Below are 17,256 nucleotides of genomic sequence, written 5' to 3'. Positions count from 1 at the left end.
ATTACTCATCGTGCCTTGCAAGATTTTTATTATTATTTACTTAATGAACCATCATACAATCACTAGCCAAACATAGCAGTAAAGAGAAAAGCCAATCATTGAAAACAATGATTGGCTTTTCTCTTTACTGCTATGTTTGGTCGGAACGGCAGGAAGTAAAGTATTGGCTGTACGCTTTTATATGTATAGGTTTATTATTTAATAAATAAAAATATACCGCAAAATATACCGCAATTTGAAAAAGTCACTCAACCTTTAATATTTATTTGAAAGTAAAAAAATACCAAAAATGATGACAGAATAATTATGGTGGTTTGATAATATTCTTAAGTATATTACATTGAGAGACAGATTTTGTCGCTATATCATCTACTTTACTACACAGGCTTTAATATAGATTCGCCTTCTGGACCTTTAATTATCTGTACATGATCAGATGAATTATAATCAAGAACTTCGTACTTATTCATCTCTAAGTCTAATTTTATTTTCGCTAGTGTCTTTCGCACTTCAATTCGGTAGTCATCATAGTGCTTTGAGTTAAACATATCAGATACTTTTATTACCACTAACTGCGCTATAGTTTTAATTTCATTGTTTTTCAAGAAGGTGGTAGTTCGATTAGACATCTCTAGAGCTTCAATACCGAGTGAAAAAATAGAATCAGTATCAGATACTGAATTATCAATCTCGCTATTAGTTGCTTCACTAGAGTCGTCCATAAGCCCCTGTGAAGACTCTGTAATAAAGTCATCAGCCATCTCATAAGCTTCTATTACAGTTATATCTTTAACTTTTAATAACTCAAGTGCTATGTACTCACGTTTATTCAATGTCATGGTTCGCCCTATGGCTATTTGTTGGTTTTGGCTTGTTGGGACGATGTTGAAAATAGGTAAACTACTCATTAGCTACTAAAAACCCTTATTAGATATATTTTATTTAAAAGGGCATTTAGATTATTTTATCTTAGCTAATTTACCGTTTTTTATCTTATATGATTTTTTGGTTTCTTTTTCAGGGCAACACCCTGGATCTGTCTTACCATAGTCGTATGAAACAACGTTTATAACACCATTGTTAATACTATTTATTTTAGCCTTTAACCCAAGCGAAGCTGACCCTAATTTAGTGAACTGGTTTTTGCCAAGACCTTTAAAAACTACCAAATCAACACTTTTTGTGGTCGTATGGCAATTGGTTTTCTCACAATAATAAAACAATACTATTGCATCTTTAATACCGTCAGAATTAATATCTTTCATGACTATTTTTTGGCCTTCAGTATCATACTTAAATGCCTCATCTTGTGCATAGCCAGCATCTAGCGTAATTTTTCTCTCATTTACGTTCAAAATATTAACTTTAGTAGCAACTTCTTTCTTAATCGCTGACTCAATAGACTGAGCATAAGAAGTAATAGATAGAGTAGTGAGTAAACATATAGCGGTAGCTTTAGTCAAGTAACTCATTTAAATGTCCTTATCATAAATAATTTTTATAAGAGTATATAGCGCAGGTTATCTAAATTTGAGCTGTCCAAGAAATGGGCTATGCTCACTAATAATCTGAAGTTTACATTCAATCACTTTATGGTCATCTTAGATAACTGCGTAAGCAAGGATATAACCTAAAGAGTAGTTACACAGAATTCAGGATAGTCTCTTAGCTACAGATAATAGTTTTTTGTTTTTTATCAAACTTTAAGTTCGTTTCCCACATACCGTCATCTACTTTGTAACCATTTTCGTTATTTTGGATGATGTGAAAACCTTCGTTCTCCACATCATTAACTTTTGGTAATTTAAATTGCGGACGTAATGCCATAAATTTAGTGTCTTTAAAATATAATTCTAAGTAAGCCCATTCATAACCTTGTAAATGTTCAATTTTTAATAGAGGTTGACCAAATGCAGTGGCGTTTTTCAAAGAGTAGGTGGTAATTTTATCACCACGATATCCGACTATGTCATAGTCTTCTGAACCTACTTTCACTTTTGTACTTACGATAGATGCTTTATAACGTGCTGGAAGCTTGTCAGTTGGATTAGGATGTTTACACCCTGACATCATTGGTTTTAAATACGATGTCCAATCAGTTGCAGCATTAGCAATAGTTGTTTGTCCTAAAAAGATAACGCCTAAAATCATGAGTGCTCTTTTCATATTTTTCTGCTCTTATAAAGTTTTTAATAAATTTAAGATGGGCGCTATCTCAAAATATCCTATAGTCAGACACCTTACTTTTTTACTGTGCCATTACTAGCCTTTTAAACTTACTCCTGAAAACCTAGTATTATGAACAACAAATAATATTAGTCTTTTGCCCACCCATTCTTATCTTCAATATAAAGAAGAACTGCCAAACCACCTTCATTATCGTCAGGGGTATGTTTCTTCGTTTCAATATACTTGCTAACACCTTCACTTATCTTGTTTGCTTTGTCAGTATGAAGGTAATAACTTTGGCTTTCTAAGCCTATGTTTCTTCCCTGATTATTATAAGTCACGCCTCTTTTAGCAAAAGCTTTTATATCCCATTTGCCTTGATAGCGGTAAGAATTAGGAATATCCTTCCATTGTTTGGATAGTGCTATGAAGCTATTACAATAAATATCACCCTTACAAGCAGCTATTTTGGGTGCCGATTTAGGATTGTTGTATACCTTCATCATCTCAGGTAGTCCTGCAAAGCTAGACACACTACTTACCATCAACGCTAACGCAACCAGTATTTTTTTCATTATAAATCCTTAAAAAAATCGAGTCTTAATAGTAACAGCAACCTGTTTTTATTGTTACTGTTTTGTATGCTAATCACTACATTTTTTGAACGCACTAATTCAAGGATAATCATAGCGGAAACTATAGACGTTAAAAGTGATATATAAGCTGAGGTGGACAGAGCATAAAGGCTATAGTTAATATGGCTTTTATGAATAGGTGGACTAGATTTAAATCAATCATATTTCGTTGAAATTTGGCACAGTTATGGTAGGGGTTAGGTATTACTACCAAACCTGATTGATGATTGATTTGGTAGCTGTACATCTCACAAATCAATAATACTCTTTAATATAAGCATAAGCCCGATCGAACAGTTCCTGATCTTTATGTAACTTATACTTCAAAAGTGCTTTGCGTAAGGATTTTTGTACTTCACGCTCGCCAGCGCTGGTTGTTTGCCAGCCAGGAAAGCGAACGATTCTCACAATGGCATCGATATCAGCCACAATGCGCTCGACCACCGCCGGTGTTTGATCCGTTTTTAGTTCTAGAAATAGTTCAGACAAAGCCGATGTAGGTGATTTCTCTTGGACCTCGATTTCTAGCTCTTTTTCTGCTTGAACGGTTTCTTTCGCAATTTTACAAAGCTCTTTTACAAAATCAATGGATGCTACTAAACCTTTTTCAGCTTTATCTCGTAAAGCCTCAAGGCGTTCACTTAGAGACTTAAAAGTAGGCAAGTCGCCTGCACCCTTAAAGCGCTCAACTAAAGCTTTCTCTAGTTGCTTTACTTTTTTCGGACTAGGATTATTGAAGATATCTTCGATGATATTTGCATCCATGACAAATTCATCTAAGACATGCACACTGCCCACATGCACGTTGTCATGGATCAATTTGGTAGTCTGTGCACCCAGTGTCAACCAAAGCAATTTACCGATACTGTCCGAAGCTGGCTTAACAGACTCATAAACCTGAGCCAGCCACTTATAATCTTGGTTGTAACTGTCTAACACTGAATCCGGTGATAACGACTCCCAAAGCTTAAATAAAAACTTGAAGTCCAATGCGAAAGCATCTTTCTTTTCATTATTAGCTATAGCGTTCTGTGCTGCTTCTAGGCCCTCAAAGCCTTCTAAGGTTCTATCTACGCTTTCAAAGTGGGATAGGGCATTGTGCATGGCTTGTGGTAGTTGTTCGCGCAGCTCTGACAGGTTAGTAATGATTTGCTGAGCGCCTAGCTCATCGAACTCTAGTGCTTTTGCTGCATCATCAAATACACCAAAGTAATCAACAATGCAGCCAAAGGTCTTGCCTGGATATAGACGGTTGGTTCGGCAAATCGCTTGTAGCAAAGTATGGTCTTTCATGGACTTATCTAAGTACATGGTCTGACAAATAGGAGCATCGAAACCTGTTAAAAGCTTTGCAGTAACGATAATGAATTTAAGCTCTGAGCTAGCATCATTAAACTCATCAACAATTTTTTCTTGTTGGCTCTTGTCTATACCCCATTTTTTCTTAAATTCATAATCATCGTTAGCGGTAGTAGAAATAATCACTTTACTGGCCCCTTCAGGAAAGTGCTCGTCAAGTGCCTCTTTATATAGCACACAAGCATGACGATCTGGCGTTACTATCATTGCCTTAAAGCCGTGAGGCTCTACTTTCTCCATAAAGTGGATAGCAATGTCTTCAGCTATTCTAGTAATGCGCTCAGGTGACTTTAAAAAGGCTGCCATTTTAGCGGACTTTTTGTTTAAGGTATCGGCATCTTCATCACTCAGAGCTTGGCTTTCTTTAAAGTCAGCAAAGGCTTTATCAAGCGATTCTTTATCAATATGCACATCGACCAAGCGTGGCTCAAAATGCAAGGGTAGGGTGGCTTCATCACGAATGGAGTCATGAAAGGTATAGCGACTCATATAGCCGCCTTGGTCTTCCTCGGCACCGAATGCCCAAAAGGTATTCTTATCCGCTTTATTAACGGGCGTACCGGTTAAGCCAAATAGGAATGCATTAGGCAACGCAGCGCGCATCTGACGCCCTAAATCACCTTCCTGGGTACGGTGGGCCTCATCTACCAGTACGATAATGTTATCGCGGGTATTCATATTAGGTTTGGCATCACGGAACTTATGAATGGTAGAAACGATAATTTTACGGGTATCACGCTCAAGCATCTGCTGTAATTCTCTGATACTTTCAGTGCTTTCTACGTTAGCAATATCCGCCGCATTAAAGATGCCGCTTATCTGTGTATCTAAGTCAGTTCTATCTACCAACACAATAACGGTTGGACTTTTTAATTTGGCTTCACGGCGTAGTTTTTGTGCGGCAAACACCATCAATAAGGATTTACCTGAGCCTTGGAAATGCCAGATTAGGCCCTTTTTAATTTTACCTTCAACGACACGTTCAACAATTTTATTCGCACCTTCATACTGCTGAAAACGCGGTATTATTTTCATGCGCTGTTTTTTCTTATTACTGCTAAATAGTGAGAAGTTACGCATGATATCGAGCAGGCGCGCAGGGTTAAGCAGGTCTTTTAATTCTTTACCGACTCCACCTAAACCAAAGCTTCTAGCGATAGCGTCGTCATCACTACTTAGACGCCAAGGTGCCCAGAATTCTAACGGACAGCGTACAGATCCATAAAAGAACTCTTTGCCTTCAGTAGCGAAGGAGAGGATATTAGGAACAAATAACTGTGGCACAGCATTTTCATAAATATTGTGTATTTCATGCGCGCCGTCTAGCCAGCTAACAGAGGGGCGAATAGGGGTTTTAGCTTCGCCGACGACGACAGGAATACCGTTAATCATCATCACGATATCGGGTATTTTGGTTTCTCTATAATGAATACGAAACTGGTTGGTAATGATGTACTGGTTATTATCAGGATTTTCAAAGTCGATTAGGCGAATAGACACATGGTGATTATTCTCACCAAAAGGCATGGTTTTTTCGCCCGTTAACCATTGGAAAAACTCTTCGTTGGCTTTGACTAAGCCAACTTGGTTCACCGAAATTAGAATAGCGCGCAGGGCATGGATAACTTCATCAGCCAATACAGGGTTTGCTTGAATCTCAGGATTTAAACGCAACAGAGCTGCTTTTACTTGCGATTCAACCAATACTTCATTGACACTGCGACCAAGCTGCTCTGCAGATTGGAACTGCCACTGGGCACCATATTGAATGCGTGGCTCATTAACTTGGTTGCTGTCTTGAGCAGCGTTTAAGTTAACGCCACTCATTTGATTGATGATGTAGTGCTCTACGCTGTTTAATTCGGTAAAAGACATAGCTAAAAGACCTGATTAATTATTGCTTTTCTTAACGCCTTGATTCTTTTGATTTTAACTTGACTGTCGTAAATAATCTCTTCAATACTTTCGAATTCTTTTAAGTAGATTTTTTGCTGAGCTTTGCTAGGTATAAACACGGGCATCTTCAAGAACTGCTTCTGAGAAATATTAACCATACTTGCATTTGTCCCATTACTTAGCGATGCTATATCCTCTCTAACTTTCTTACTTGAGAGATAAAACCACAAGAATTTAGGTATAACCACCTTATCATCTACTTTAATACTCCAAATCAGATCTGGTAAATAAATATTTTCGTAGCTTTTATCCATATATTTAGAGGAGCCAACTAGCTGCTTTGTATTTTTACGATTGAACAAAATACATCCTTCCTTAACATTACACTTTAATTTTTCATAATGTTCTGGATTAACAACTTTTACCTCTTCATAAACAAATGTATCGCCTGTTATTGAACTAGTTTTTAATATTCCTTTATCACCTTCTTCAAATTTATGCTTCTCACAATTAATGCTTGTTCCAGCGACTACATTACTAATAATATCTCCAATCTTATACTTCTTTCTCTCTACACTTTCATCCTTAAAAAGAGTTTGTTGCGTGAACGAATCTTTGAGAATTATAGCTTTTTCAAGAATTTGATGACTTAAGGTAAGAGATATCTCCAGTGCATTAATCAAGGCCATTATGCCCTTTTGTTCAGGAATAGAGGGTATTAAAAAATTTAACCCTTCCAGGTCTCTCCATTTAACACGCTTCGACATTGTCCCCTCTGAATTGGAGTTTGCAAATTTCCATATCAGATCAGAATTAACTATTAAAGAAAAAAATCCAGGAACAATATACTCATCTTTTTCTCTTAGGACAAAGGCGTCACCTGAGCAAACACCTGAAAAATCAACCTGTGAGGCCCTTTTCAAGTACGTATTTCTTCTCGCGAATAATATATCACCAGACTTAAAAATTTTTGCAGCTGAGACTAAACCTTTGGTACTAGCATATTTGATGATTTTCAAATCTCCTGAAATAAAATGTTCTAAGCCAACAAATCTAGTAAATCCAGATTTTTCAGGATCATTGATTCGCTCAGAAAATTCATATGCTAATTTACCTAAGGGAATTGATTTCCATTTTTCTTTATTAAAATACAATACTTGCTTAGTCATAACTCTTCTCTGAAAAAAAACTTTCCATCTTAATATTTAAATTATTCGATGATACTTTCCAGTCTTGCAAGATATCATCAAATGAATTTTCAGGAGATACTTTGTCTCTTACGAATAACTGAACACTTAATCTTGAATTATCATCTTTTAAAATAGAGCAACAATCAACAATACTTGAGAATCCATCAACAATAGTAAAATCAGTATATGCATTCAGAATTTTAAGAATGTGATTGTCATCCAAATAACTCATTGTTTTTTCTTGTCTCAAGGTATCTACAGCTTGTATAAACTGCACTTTATTTTTTTTATGTTCAGGCTTATTGTTATTTGTTACTAACAAGCATGAGACCATTGAAGAATTGTAGAATAAGTTTGGACCAAGACCAATAACACATTCCACCAAGTCTTCCTCGATCATCTTACGGCGCATCTCTGCTTCTGAATCACGAAACAAGATACCGTGCGGCCATAGTGAGATAGAACGACCGTTATTGAGATCTAGACTCTTTTGAATGTGCTGTTGGAATGCATAATCCGCACAGCCTTGCGGCGGTGTGCCCCATAGATTTCTACCGTAAGGATCATTCTCAAAAGCTTTTCTATCCCAAGACTTAATCGAGTAGGGTGGGTTAGCCAATATCACGTTGAATTTTTTCAGCTCACCGTTTTCTATTAAGCCTGGGTTGGCTAAGGTATCGCCACGCACAATCTCAAACTCTTCTATGCCATGCATAAACATATTCATGCGAGCAATGGCTGAGGTAAGCAGGTTAATCTCTTGGCCGTATAATTTGAGGGTACGGTACTCTTTGCCTTCATCTTTTAAATGGAGCGCACAATTCAGCAATAAGCCACCAGAACCACAGGTTGGATCATATATCGATTCACCTGGTTGTGGGTCCATGATCATAGTCATCAGCTTTACAACGGTACGGTTGGTATAAAACTCTGCTGCTGTATGGCCGCTATCATCAGCGAACTCTTTAATTAGATATTCGTAAGCGTTACCCAGCTTATCATCAGGTACATTGGCTAAATTAAGCGTGTGCTGCGAGTAGTGCTCAATAAGATTAGTAAGCATAGCATCGGATAGGCGCTCTTTATTGGTCCAGCTGGCATCGCCAAAAATACCTTGTAAAGTATCAGGATTGGCTTGCTCAATGGCGCGCATAGCGCCTTGCAGTGCTTGGCCAATGTTAACCGTAATTTCACGCACGTCTTGCCAGCGTGCACCTTCTGGAATTTGGAAATGATGGTTTTCTGCAAAGGCTGCGTACTCCATATCTCCATCTGATTCAGCCAATGCTTTTTCAAATTCTTCATCGTATACATCAGAGATACGCTTAAAGAATAGTAAAGGAAAGATATACTGCTTGTAGTCGCCCGCATCAATTGTGCCGCGTAAGGTAGTGGCTGCGCCCCAGAGGTATTTTTCTAATTCTTGTTGGGTCATCATACGGTAGGTTCCTCGATCAAACTTGCTTGTTCTTCAACATCCCTAATAATTTCAGAGGCATTAATATCTCGACCCTCAGCTAGAATACGTATTGCTTTAGCCACATAAGCGGCTCTTTTAGCAATAAATTGAGCAAAGTCACTTTTAACCTTGTCCGCTTTTTCTTCACCAGATAAACCAGTGTAGTCCCCACACTTTAATTCATCCAACGGTATTAGATGTGATTGCAGACGTGCATTGACGATATCCTCGCTGGTCCAGTTATAACGTTCTTTCAGGTAACTGAGTGGATCTTTACTGCTGATATTTAAATTAGTTTTATCGGTAATTAGTGCACAGTTCAGTGCAAAGTAACTTTCCGTTCCCACTTCTTTTAATAAGGCATCAGGGAACACATGATGATAATGTCTGCGGCCATCAACAAGTTGTTGTTTAGTTAGTGACGAACCATCGGCAAAATCGTAAGCACCCAGTTTGCTAAAGACAGCCATAATGCCACGGGCTCGAATGTTCTCACGCTTGGGCCAACCAACACGTTTTAATTCATCATCGGTCGAGAGGGCGTATAAAGCACGATTTAACACGGGAACATCATTTTCAGTATAGGGCGTGCCATCCGCTTTTGTTTTTGCTGTGATGATGTTTTTAAGCGCTACAAAATCGTTAAAGGCATGTGAAGCAGCAGAGTTTTCATAACGGTCTGTAAAGAAGCTAGACCAAAGGTATTTTTTCAGTAATACCTCAAAATTACCTCTCGAATCTAAATTTTCAGGAATATCAACATATAAAGCGGCAATCACAGCTAACACCGCATTGGTGGGTAACCTAGCACGGTCATAAATAGCCTGGCTTTCCATAAACGTTGCCATTTTAGATAAACCTTGAGACATTTTATCCCAGTTATCTACCATAGCTTCTTTACTCATATCCCACATACCACGTTGATTTGGTAGCTTTGATTGTATTAAGGCTGATGTGGCGAGTATAAGAAATGGCAACTCAAAATAATACTGAATCGTTGGATATTTATGATCTAATTCATTTTGGTAATCATCTAAAGATACGCCTTTGACGCCTTCTATTTCAGCACGAATAATGTCGTACTGTGATAAAGGTTTACTGTTGGTATTCATGTTAATAAATACTTGTAGAGCCGTTTCTTTACTAGTCTGAGATGGTAAGGCTAGATAGGGTAAATTAAAATAACTAATAACTTCTCTAAAGTCCCTTATTTTATTTTTTAGTTTTTCTTCTTTCCCCATCCATTCTTTTAATAGGCCTTTATAGTTTTCATTATCAACACTTGGTTCCAAGCTTGATAGTGCAGAATCAATCCAATCTTCAGTTTCTTCAGGGATATCACCAGGTCTAAATAAGTTCATAGGTATCAGGCCGCGTTTTAAACACTCACTAGGCTCATCCACCCATAACGGCATTGTTTTACCATTTTTATTTGTCCAACGACCTTTATACCAAACTTCTGACTCATCTGTTCTTTCGTTTTCGGGCACACTTTCATCGTAAGCGTTCAGGTATAAAAAGTAATCAATATCCTTATAATTATTATGCAAAGCTCGCCACAGCGATGTTAAACGCTGCTGACCATCTAGAAGGTGCTCGGTAACACGCCCTTGGGTTTCTGGAGCAGTAACTAAGTATCTTGATACAAACTGCTCTTTATCGACATCAAGCAATAACGTTACGCCTAGTGGTAAATTTTTGGTAACTGTATCTAGTAGGCTACAAACTCTATTTTTATCCCAAGCCTGATGCCGTTGGAAGCGAGGCAGTTTTATTTCGCCACTTTGAATTTTTTGAAACCAGACAGAGACTTGTCTATCTTGCGCTGAACTAGATGGTGTTTTCATACTATAAATCCCTTTAATATTGTTTTAAACTCCTCTTCCGCCTCTAAGCTGGCTTGCCATGCTTGTTTTAAGTCCGCCATAGCTTCTTCCACACTTGGCAAATTATCCTCAATGACCTTCTCTACATAGAGTGGAATATTAAGATTAAAATCATTCTCTTTTAGGTCCTCGAAACTGGCTACCTTGGCGTAGTTCTCAACATCTTGGTAATTGCTATACCATTGGTATATTTTCTGAATATGCTCGGGCTCTAGGTGATTTTGAGCGCGTCCCACACGTATCTGTTCAGAAGCGTCGATAAATAGAACGTTTCCTTTTTTATCGGTATCTTTGTTTTGTTTAAAGATCATGACACAAGCGGCTAACTGGGTTCCATAGAATACATTAGGACCTAAGCCGATGACGGCTTCTAAAATATCTTGATCTAATAGTGCTTTACGGATTTTACCTTCAGCACCTTTACGAAATAGGGCACCATGAGGCAATACCACGGTCATACGGCCTGTACTATTCATGGATTTAACCATGTGTTGTACCCAAGCCATGTCGCCATTACCTTTAGGTGGCACGCCAGCAATATTGCGCCCATAGGGATCATCAGCCCAATTATCCGCGCCCCAATCTTTTAATGAGAACGGCGGATTAGCTATGACACAATCAAAAGTTTTTAAACCATCTGCTTGAAAAAAGGCGGGCTCACGTAAGGTATCACCGCGGAGAATTTCAAAATCTTCGATGCCGTGTAAGAACATATTCATACGCGCAATAGCACTGGATGTTAGGTTTCTTTCTTGGCCGTAGAGTTTAAGTGTACGGAAGTCTTCACCGTTATGTTTCAGGTTATCGACACACTCTAATAGCATACCTCCGGTCCCACAGGCAGGATCATAGACAGATTCACCTTCATGCGGATCAAGGATAAGCCCTAGCAAGTGTACTACTGATCGCGGAGTATAAAATTCACCTGCTTTTTTATTGGTTAGGTCGGCAAAATGTTTGATCAGATATTCATAGGCGTTGCCCAACATATCTGGATTGGCATTTTCATGGCCCAAACGATACTGTGAGAAATGCTCAACTAGGTCAATCAATAGCTTATCTGGTAGCTTGTTTTTGTTACTCCACTGAGCATCACCAAAGATACCGTATAAAAAGCCTTGGTTAGCCTGCTCAATACCGCGCAGCGCCTGTTCTATGGCTTGACCTACGTTAGTGGTCGTTTCACGTACATCATTCCAGTGACAGCCTTGTGGGATTTCAAAGCAGTGCATTTCTGGCATGGATGCGTATTCAGTATCACCGTCAGACTCTTCTAGTGCCTGTTTGTATTCTTCGTCATAAACGTCGGAGATACGCTTGAAGAATAAGAGGGGGAAAATATAGACCTTGAAATCTGAAGCATCAACTGGACCTTTTAGGATCCAAGCAGCTTTTGAAAGGTATTGCTCTAACTGGGACAGTGATAAAACTTCACTCATTAATAAATTCTCTCAATAAAGCAGGTATGGATAAAATATAGCAGGATAAAAAGAGTAGACTAAAATAAACAGTTTACTATAAACCACGCAGCTATTCTTGTCTTGCATCGCAATAGGGCGGTTTAATATGGATGAGTCTTACATTGGATTTTGAATGATATATTGTTTCCAAGAAATGACTTCAGCTTGTTTAATGTATAGGTATTGCTTTGAATCATGGTTTATTTATTGCCTCTCTACAATATAGAGTTTAATCAAGGGCGGTATAATCCATGACATCACTCCGAATTTGCGGTTGCTGGTCGTTATACTGAATACCAAAGTCTTCGCTCTCTGCTGTTTTCTCTATCTCTAGCAAGCGCGCATGAAGTTCTGGTATCAAACGCGCACGTGCTGCCTGTTCCTGCTCGTGAATATTACCAAGCGCAGCTAACGCATTTAAACGACGATCTTGATCTGATTGCTTAAAGTCGTCTGCGGTGATACCGCACAAAGGCATCTCTACCTCGGCTATGATCTTTAATGACTTAGCGAGGTTTCCAACCGTATCCGACAAAGATTCTGATAGTAATAATGCCTTTTGAACTTGCTCGCCAGCAGCTTCAGGATCTTCATCAGCCGCATTCGCATATCCCTGTAAAGATAGTGCCGCGGTCAATGCCTGATCAAATAACTGACCTAAATTATCAAACCTGCGTCTGGTGTTTTTAATGATCTTAGCACGACCTTGCGCATCAATAACCACGCTCTCAATTATTCCTTCAATCTTGCTTCCTGCTGCTTCCAATTCTGTGTCTGATTCCAGGTTTTGTGCTTTATTAGTTCTCGATGAAATTAAATGAGTATTTTTCGGTTTCTGCTTCCATTCTGGCTTGCTTCCATCGCTATTCGCCTCTAGGTCCATGTCTTTTTTAGAAGACTGTACCAGGCTGTGCTTAACCCAGTTTTCTTTCTTACGCCGTTTACTGATTGTACCGCTCGATTTTGGTGCCGCATTTCCATAACCAGTCTTTAGCTGCTCAATTAGTTCACGGTCGGTAATGTTAGGCGTGTTCTCCCAGATAAATCTAGCCGATGCCCATACTTCATTTTTCGAGTAATGACTACTCATAATCAATTCCTACCATTTCTGTATCATCTATCATCTCAGGCTTTGGTAGAGGGGTGCTGTAATGATATTTTTGATCTCTATCTCTAATTAAATGATGGCGGTCTTCATTATTAACACGCTCTTTGATTTGCACCATTTGCATATTGACGGCGTTTATCTTTCTTGCTTGGTCAACTTCTATCTTTCTGATAATGTGCATGACTCTACGAGTAGCTTGTACGACCGGCTCACTTAATTCGCTGGCACACTTCTCAGATCTTATAGCGTTGCACAGCTCTTTGGTATATGTTAATAGCGCTTCGTGGTCGTTTTTACAGATAGATTTCATATGATCAACCACAACGCTGGCAAGTTCAGTGGCCATCATCTCAATAAGGGCATGTGATTGATTGACGACATGATTCACTGTACCTGCCAATATATCAATCTCAGGCTCAATGGATAGGCCACAAATATAATCAAGCGATTGTCCATATAGATCTTGGAATATAAGCAAGTCGATTAGGGTCAGATTCTTTTTACCGTTCTCAATCTCGCTAATACGATTACGATTGTTTGACACCCCCCAGACAGCTTTCATAACATCTGTTTGTGTCATGCCAGTATTACGACGCGCCGCTGCTAAATTTAGTCCTATGGTGATATTAATGCTTTTAACATCACGTTTTGTATATCCTGATCGTTTGGCCATACATTTCTCCTAATTATTAATATTTTGAGAGTCTCATTAATAGGCGATCATATTTATTATGAACGCGCTAAAACTAATTAATTATGAGTAACCAAATGCATAGTCCGGTATCACATCCAAATCACTTGTTATTGGCATATTATTGCTAAAGCGTGCGTATGGACCTTCAAACGCCAACCTAACAGTCCCAGTCGGTCCGTTTCTGTTTTTGGTTAATATTACTTCCGCCATACCATCAAGCTTAGCGCTACCACCTTTCTCTTTTTGCTCGTAGTAGTCGTTACGGTAAATCATAACGATAAGGTCCGCATCTTGCTCAATCGTCCCTGAATCGCGCAAATCTGACATGATAGGACGCTTGTTGGGGCGCTTTTCAACCTCACGGCTTAACTGAGATAACAGAAATATAGGGCAATCAAACTCATGACCTAATGTCTTTAGCGTGCGGGTAATGGTACTAATATTATCAATCTTGTACTGCCCATGGAGGCCACCCATGATCTGCAAATAATCGATACCAATCGCTGATAGCTTGCCGCCAGTTTCACGTTTTATTCTGTTTAGCTGGGTGCGTATCTCAGCAATGGTAATCTCCTTTGTCTCAACGATGGAGAGTCGCATATCCTCTTCATCTGAGATAAAACGCTGCATTCGTGCCCATTCATCAGTACTTAGTTGACCTTTTCTAATAGAAGTTAGATGGATACTAGTCTTGGCACTTGCCAGCCTATCCATGACCTGATCTGATGGCATCTCTACACTAAAGAAGACTGCTTCACCTTCTTTATATTTAGCGATATGCGACAGACAGTTCATAACCAATGCAGTTTTACCCATGGAAGGCCGGGCTGCAACGACGACCAGATTACCAGCATCAATCATCGCCAAATTATCAAACTCTGAGAACCCAGTACTGGTAAAGTTATTCAGGCCGTCTTTAGCCGCTGCAATGCGCTCAATCATACCGCCCATCAATGTACCCACTCGCGCATGATTATTAGTGCCGCTACCCACTTCAAGATTGGCAATGGCACTCATGACCTCGTTGTTCACATCAATGGTTTGATTGTCACCATCCTCAAGTTTTTGAATGCCAAACTTAAACTGAGAAATCGATTGTCTACGTATTGACCGGCGTTTTACCAATTGGGCGTGACTACGTAAACTGCTAAACGAAATATTCGGAACTAAGCTCATCATGGCAAAGTAATTAGCGGGGCAGTACTTATCGTTAAGTTGATTACGCTCCTCAAGCAGGTCAGTCACCATAACTTCATCGTAAGGCTTGTTAGCCATTGCCAAGTCACTAATAGCTTGATACATAACCTGATGTCTTATAGCTTCAAAATCCTCAGCAACAATGATATCGCTAACCACATCAAACGCCGTATCTTTACCTAGCATTTGATTGAGAACGGACTGTTCGACTTGGATGTACCTTTGCTGTTCATTATTCATTTGGCAGACCCCACAAGCTGAATAACCGCGTTTTTGGCTCGATAGCTATCCCAGTCGCATATCATTACTAATAAATTTTCACGTAATCTATCCCATGCTCTATCGCCTAAAAACTCATGCAAGTCAGCGATGTCCATATTAGTTGTGATCACGGTAGGCGCTTTTTCATATCTTGAAATAATTATCTGGGCAATTCGTTCGCGATCCTTTGCGTGTCGATCACCTGCGCCCAAATCGTCAATGATTAATAGCTCATTGGACGCCAAGTTTTGCAAGTAATCGTCTTCACTTTTTTGAGAATTACCCCAACAAGCTCTTGCTTGGGAGCCAATATTAAAAGAGGTTATTAGCTCGCAAGTGTGATCATAGAAACCCTGCTGGTTATGACTGTCAAACTCACTTGGTAAGGATTGATGTTTTTGCAAATAGAGGTTGATCGCTATCGCATTGGCTAACATAGTCTTGCCTGTACCTGTGCGGCCAAGAATGATTAGATTGGGCGAGTCGCTATTAATTGATTCGCTATACTGCTGTAGCTGGGCAATCTTATCGCGCTGCTCAGTGTTTTTAGTTTCATCATACTGCCAGTCACTAAAACGCCCCTTATTTACGCTCAAACCTTTTGATATCATTTTCGTGGTCATTAGCGCTTTCATGTTTTGGCTGTCAATTTTCTGCTGTTTATCTCTATCTTTCTTCATTTCAGCGTCATTACATTTGTAGCACTCGATACTACCGTTGATATCTAAATGCTTTGTCTGTCCATGAGTATTGCAATCGATGATCAACTCACGTAGAAGGACGCTGCCAAACTCTACTCGAGATAACTCTTTAATGATTTCCATCAGACAGCTCCTTGTGCTGTAAACAATCCACCCAAAGGGTCATGGTTTGGATCATCATATTTCGCGTTTACATTCATATTGCTATAGGTGGCCGCTTGCTGATTAGTAGGAAGCTCATTGGCAATAATATCGTCTAGCCAACCCTCATTATTCAAATAAGTGTACGGATCTTTGCGAAACTTTTTGACTGGTGTTGAAACAATATAGGCTGGCAAGTGCTGCATAACCTGTTCACGAACTTTATTGCTAAGAGAGCTCCATTTAGATTCGCATTTACCTCTGGCCACAGATTTAGCATAAACTTGCCAAAATATATCGAAAGGTATATTTAATTGTTTTTGGTTATCATTATCAGAGTTAGTTTCTAGTTCTTCGTTTATAGTTAATAGTTTATAGTTAGTATTGCGACCGTCATGCGTTTTACATGCGTTCGCATTGCGTTCGCTCGATACCTCTCTATTACTAATCCTAGATTCTTTTTCAGGCTTGTCTTCACCCCATCTTATCCTAGCTGATGCGCGTGCTTTAGCTGATTTTGCCTGGTATGCTTTAATGTCTCTCTCAACTCTGTCGTTGATATAACCATAATCTGTAAGCTCAAAGAAGTAACGCAGTACGACCGCAATGCTATCGCTATGCGTTCGCATACTTATTAGTAAAGCAATCTCAGCAATATCTATAGGTAGTGGCCGCTCATTAAGGTAGCAATAGTCCAACATGCGGCGATATGCTAAATCCTCCATTGGCTCTAAAAAGTTAGTTTTACTCATATAGTCTTTTGGACCAAAGGTGTAGTAATGCATCAAACGGACTCCTATCATCATAATTTTACAGAACACCTTGCTAGATACATTACCTAAACTTAGGTTGTGATAGTTTTTGAAGTGGAATAGTGAATGTTGAAGAAATATGAATGGTTTAGGGCTTTTAGAAACAATCTGTTTGAATAAAGCTATATAACTTTGAAGGCATTGATGTGGGCCTACGTTGAAAGTATCAATAAGCTCAAAAGAGTCTATGCTGCCCGTATAGAATTTTTTGATATTTATGCAGAAAGCTTGAGTGCAATCAATTTTTTTGTTAGAGGTTTGTTGGTTTTTTTTCTTTGGGATATTCAT

General features: G+C 38.9%; 14 protein-coding genes. All 14 read right to left on the bottom strand.

Features of this window, described 5'->3' with window-relative positions; genetic code table 11:
• Positions 1 to 377: 377 nt before the first annotated feature.
• The 14 genes from EPB74_RS10140 to EPB74_RS10075 all read right to left on the bottom strand — a co-directional run bounded on the left by EPB74_RS10140 (position 378) and on the right by EPB74_RS10075 (position 17,256).
• Positions 378 to 908 (bottom strand): DNA-directed RNA polymerase subunit alpha C-terminal domain-containing protein, encoded by a 531-nt coding sequence (locus EPB74_RS10140; RefSeq protein ID WP_274904042.1) that lies wholly within the window; start codon positions 906 to 908, stop codon positions 378 to 380.
• A 51-nt stretch (positions 909 to 959) separates the two neighbouring features.
• The gene (locus EPB74_RS10135) at positions 960 to 1,472 is read right to left on the bottom strand and encodes a hypothetical protein (protein WP_274904041.1); all 513 of its coding nucleotides are present in this window, start codon (positions 1,470 to 1,472) and stop codon (positions 960 to 962) included.
• Between the two features lie 193 nt (positions 1,473 to 1,665).
• Positions 1,666 to 2,166, bottom strand: a complete 501-nt coding sequence (locus EPB74_RS10130; protein ID WP_274904040.1) for a hypothetical protein — start codon at positions 2,164 to 2,166, stop codon at positions 1,666 to 1,668.
• A gap of 149 nt (positions 2,167 to 2,315) precedes the next feature.
• Positions 2,316 to 2,744: a hypothetical protein gene (locus tag EPB74_RS10125; protein WP_274904039.1), complete on the bottom strand. Its 429-nt coding sequence runs from the start codon at positions 2,742 to 2,744 to the stop codon at positions 2,316 to 2,318.
• A gap of 315 nt (positions 2,745 to 3,059) precedes the next feature.
• A complete protein-coding gene (locus EPB74_RS10120; protein WP_274904038.1) occupies positions 3,060 to 6,038 on the bottom strand; it encodes a type I restriction endonuclease subunit R in 2,979 nt (992 codons plus the stop codon).
• A gap of 2 nt (positions 6,039 to 6,040) precedes the next feature.
• On the bottom strand, positions 6,041 to 7,228 hold the full coding sequence (locus tag EPB74_RS10115; protein WP_274904037.1) for a restriction endonuclease subunit S: 1,188 nt from the start codon (positions 7,226 to 7,228) through the stop codon (positions 6,041 to 6,043).
• Positions 7,221 to 8,687, bottom strand: coding sequence for a type I restriction-modification system subunit M (locus EPB74_RS10110; RefSeq protein ID WP_274904036.1), 1,467 nt, complete (start codon positions 8,685 to 8,687; stop codon positions 7,221 to 7,223). Before EPB74_RS10110 ends, EPB74_RS10115 begins: the two co-directional genes overlap by 8 nt.
• Complete coding sequence (locus EPB74_RS10105) at positions 8,684 to 10,555, bottom strand: DUF262 domain-containing protein (RefSeq protein WP_274904035.1); 1,872 nt, start codon at positions 10,553 to 10,555, stop codon at positions 8,684 to 8,686. Before EPB74_RS10105 ends, EPB74_RS10110 begins: the two co-directional genes overlap by 4 nt.
• The gene (locus EPB74_RS10100; protein ID WP_274904034.1) at positions 10,552 to 12,033 is read right to left on the bottom strand and encodes a type I restriction-modification system subunit M; all 1,482 of its coding nucleotides are present in this window, start codon (positions 12,031 to 12,033) and stop codon (positions 10,552 to 10,554) included. Before EPB74_RS10100 ends, EPB74_RS10105 begins: the two co-directional genes overlap by 4 nt.
• Before the next feature lie 250 nt (positions 12,034 to 12,283).
• The gene (locus tag EPB74_RS10095) at positions 12,284 to 13,144 is read right to left on the bottom strand and encodes a hypothetical protein (RefSeq protein WP_274904033.1); all 861 of its coding nucleotides are present in this window, start codon (positions 13,142 to 13,144) and stop codon (positions 12,284 to 12,286) included.
• On the bottom strand, positions 13,137 to 13,835 hold the full coding sequence (locus EPB74_RS10090) for a helix-turn-helix transcriptional regulator (RefSeq protein ID WP_274904032.1): 699 nt from the start codon (positions 13,833 to 13,835) through the stop codon (positions 13,137 to 13,139). Before EPB74_RS10090 ends, EPB74_RS10095 begins: the two co-directional genes overlap by 8 nt.
• Positions 13,836 to 13,916: 81 nt before the next feature.
• The gene (locus tag EPB74_RS10085; RefSeq protein WP_274904031.1) at positions 13,917 to 15,293 is read right to left on the bottom strand and encodes a replicative DNA helicase; all 1,377 of its coding nucleotides are present in this window, start codon (positions 15,291 to 15,293) and stop codon (positions 13,917 to 13,919) included.
• The gene (locus EPB74_RS10080; RefSeq protein ID WP_274904030.1) at positions 15,290 to 16,138 is read right to left on the bottom strand and encodes an ATP-binding protein; all 849 of its coding nucleotides are present in this window, start codon (positions 16,136 to 16,138) and stop codon (positions 15,290 to 15,292) included. The genes EPB74_RS10085 and EPB74_RS10080 overlap by 4 nt, the downstream gene beginning before the upstream one ends.
• On the bottom strand, positions 16,138 to 17,256 hold the full coding sequence (locus tag EPB74_RS10075) for a YdaU family protein (protein WP_274904029.1): 1,119 nt from the start codon (positions 17,254 to 17,256) through the stop codon (positions 16,138 to 16,140). Before EPB74_RS10075 ends, EPB74_RS10080 begins: the two co-directional genes overlap by 1 nt.

Origin of the sequence: Psychrobacter sp. DAB_AL62B (genome assembly GCF_028895345.1) — a bacterium.
Classification (GTDB): domain Bacteria; phylum Pseudomonadota; class Gammaproteobacteria; order Pseudomonadales; family Moraxellaceae; genus Psychrobacter.
Note: the sequence above shows the minus strand (reverse complement) of the source record. Positions and strands in the feature narration are given on the sequence as shown.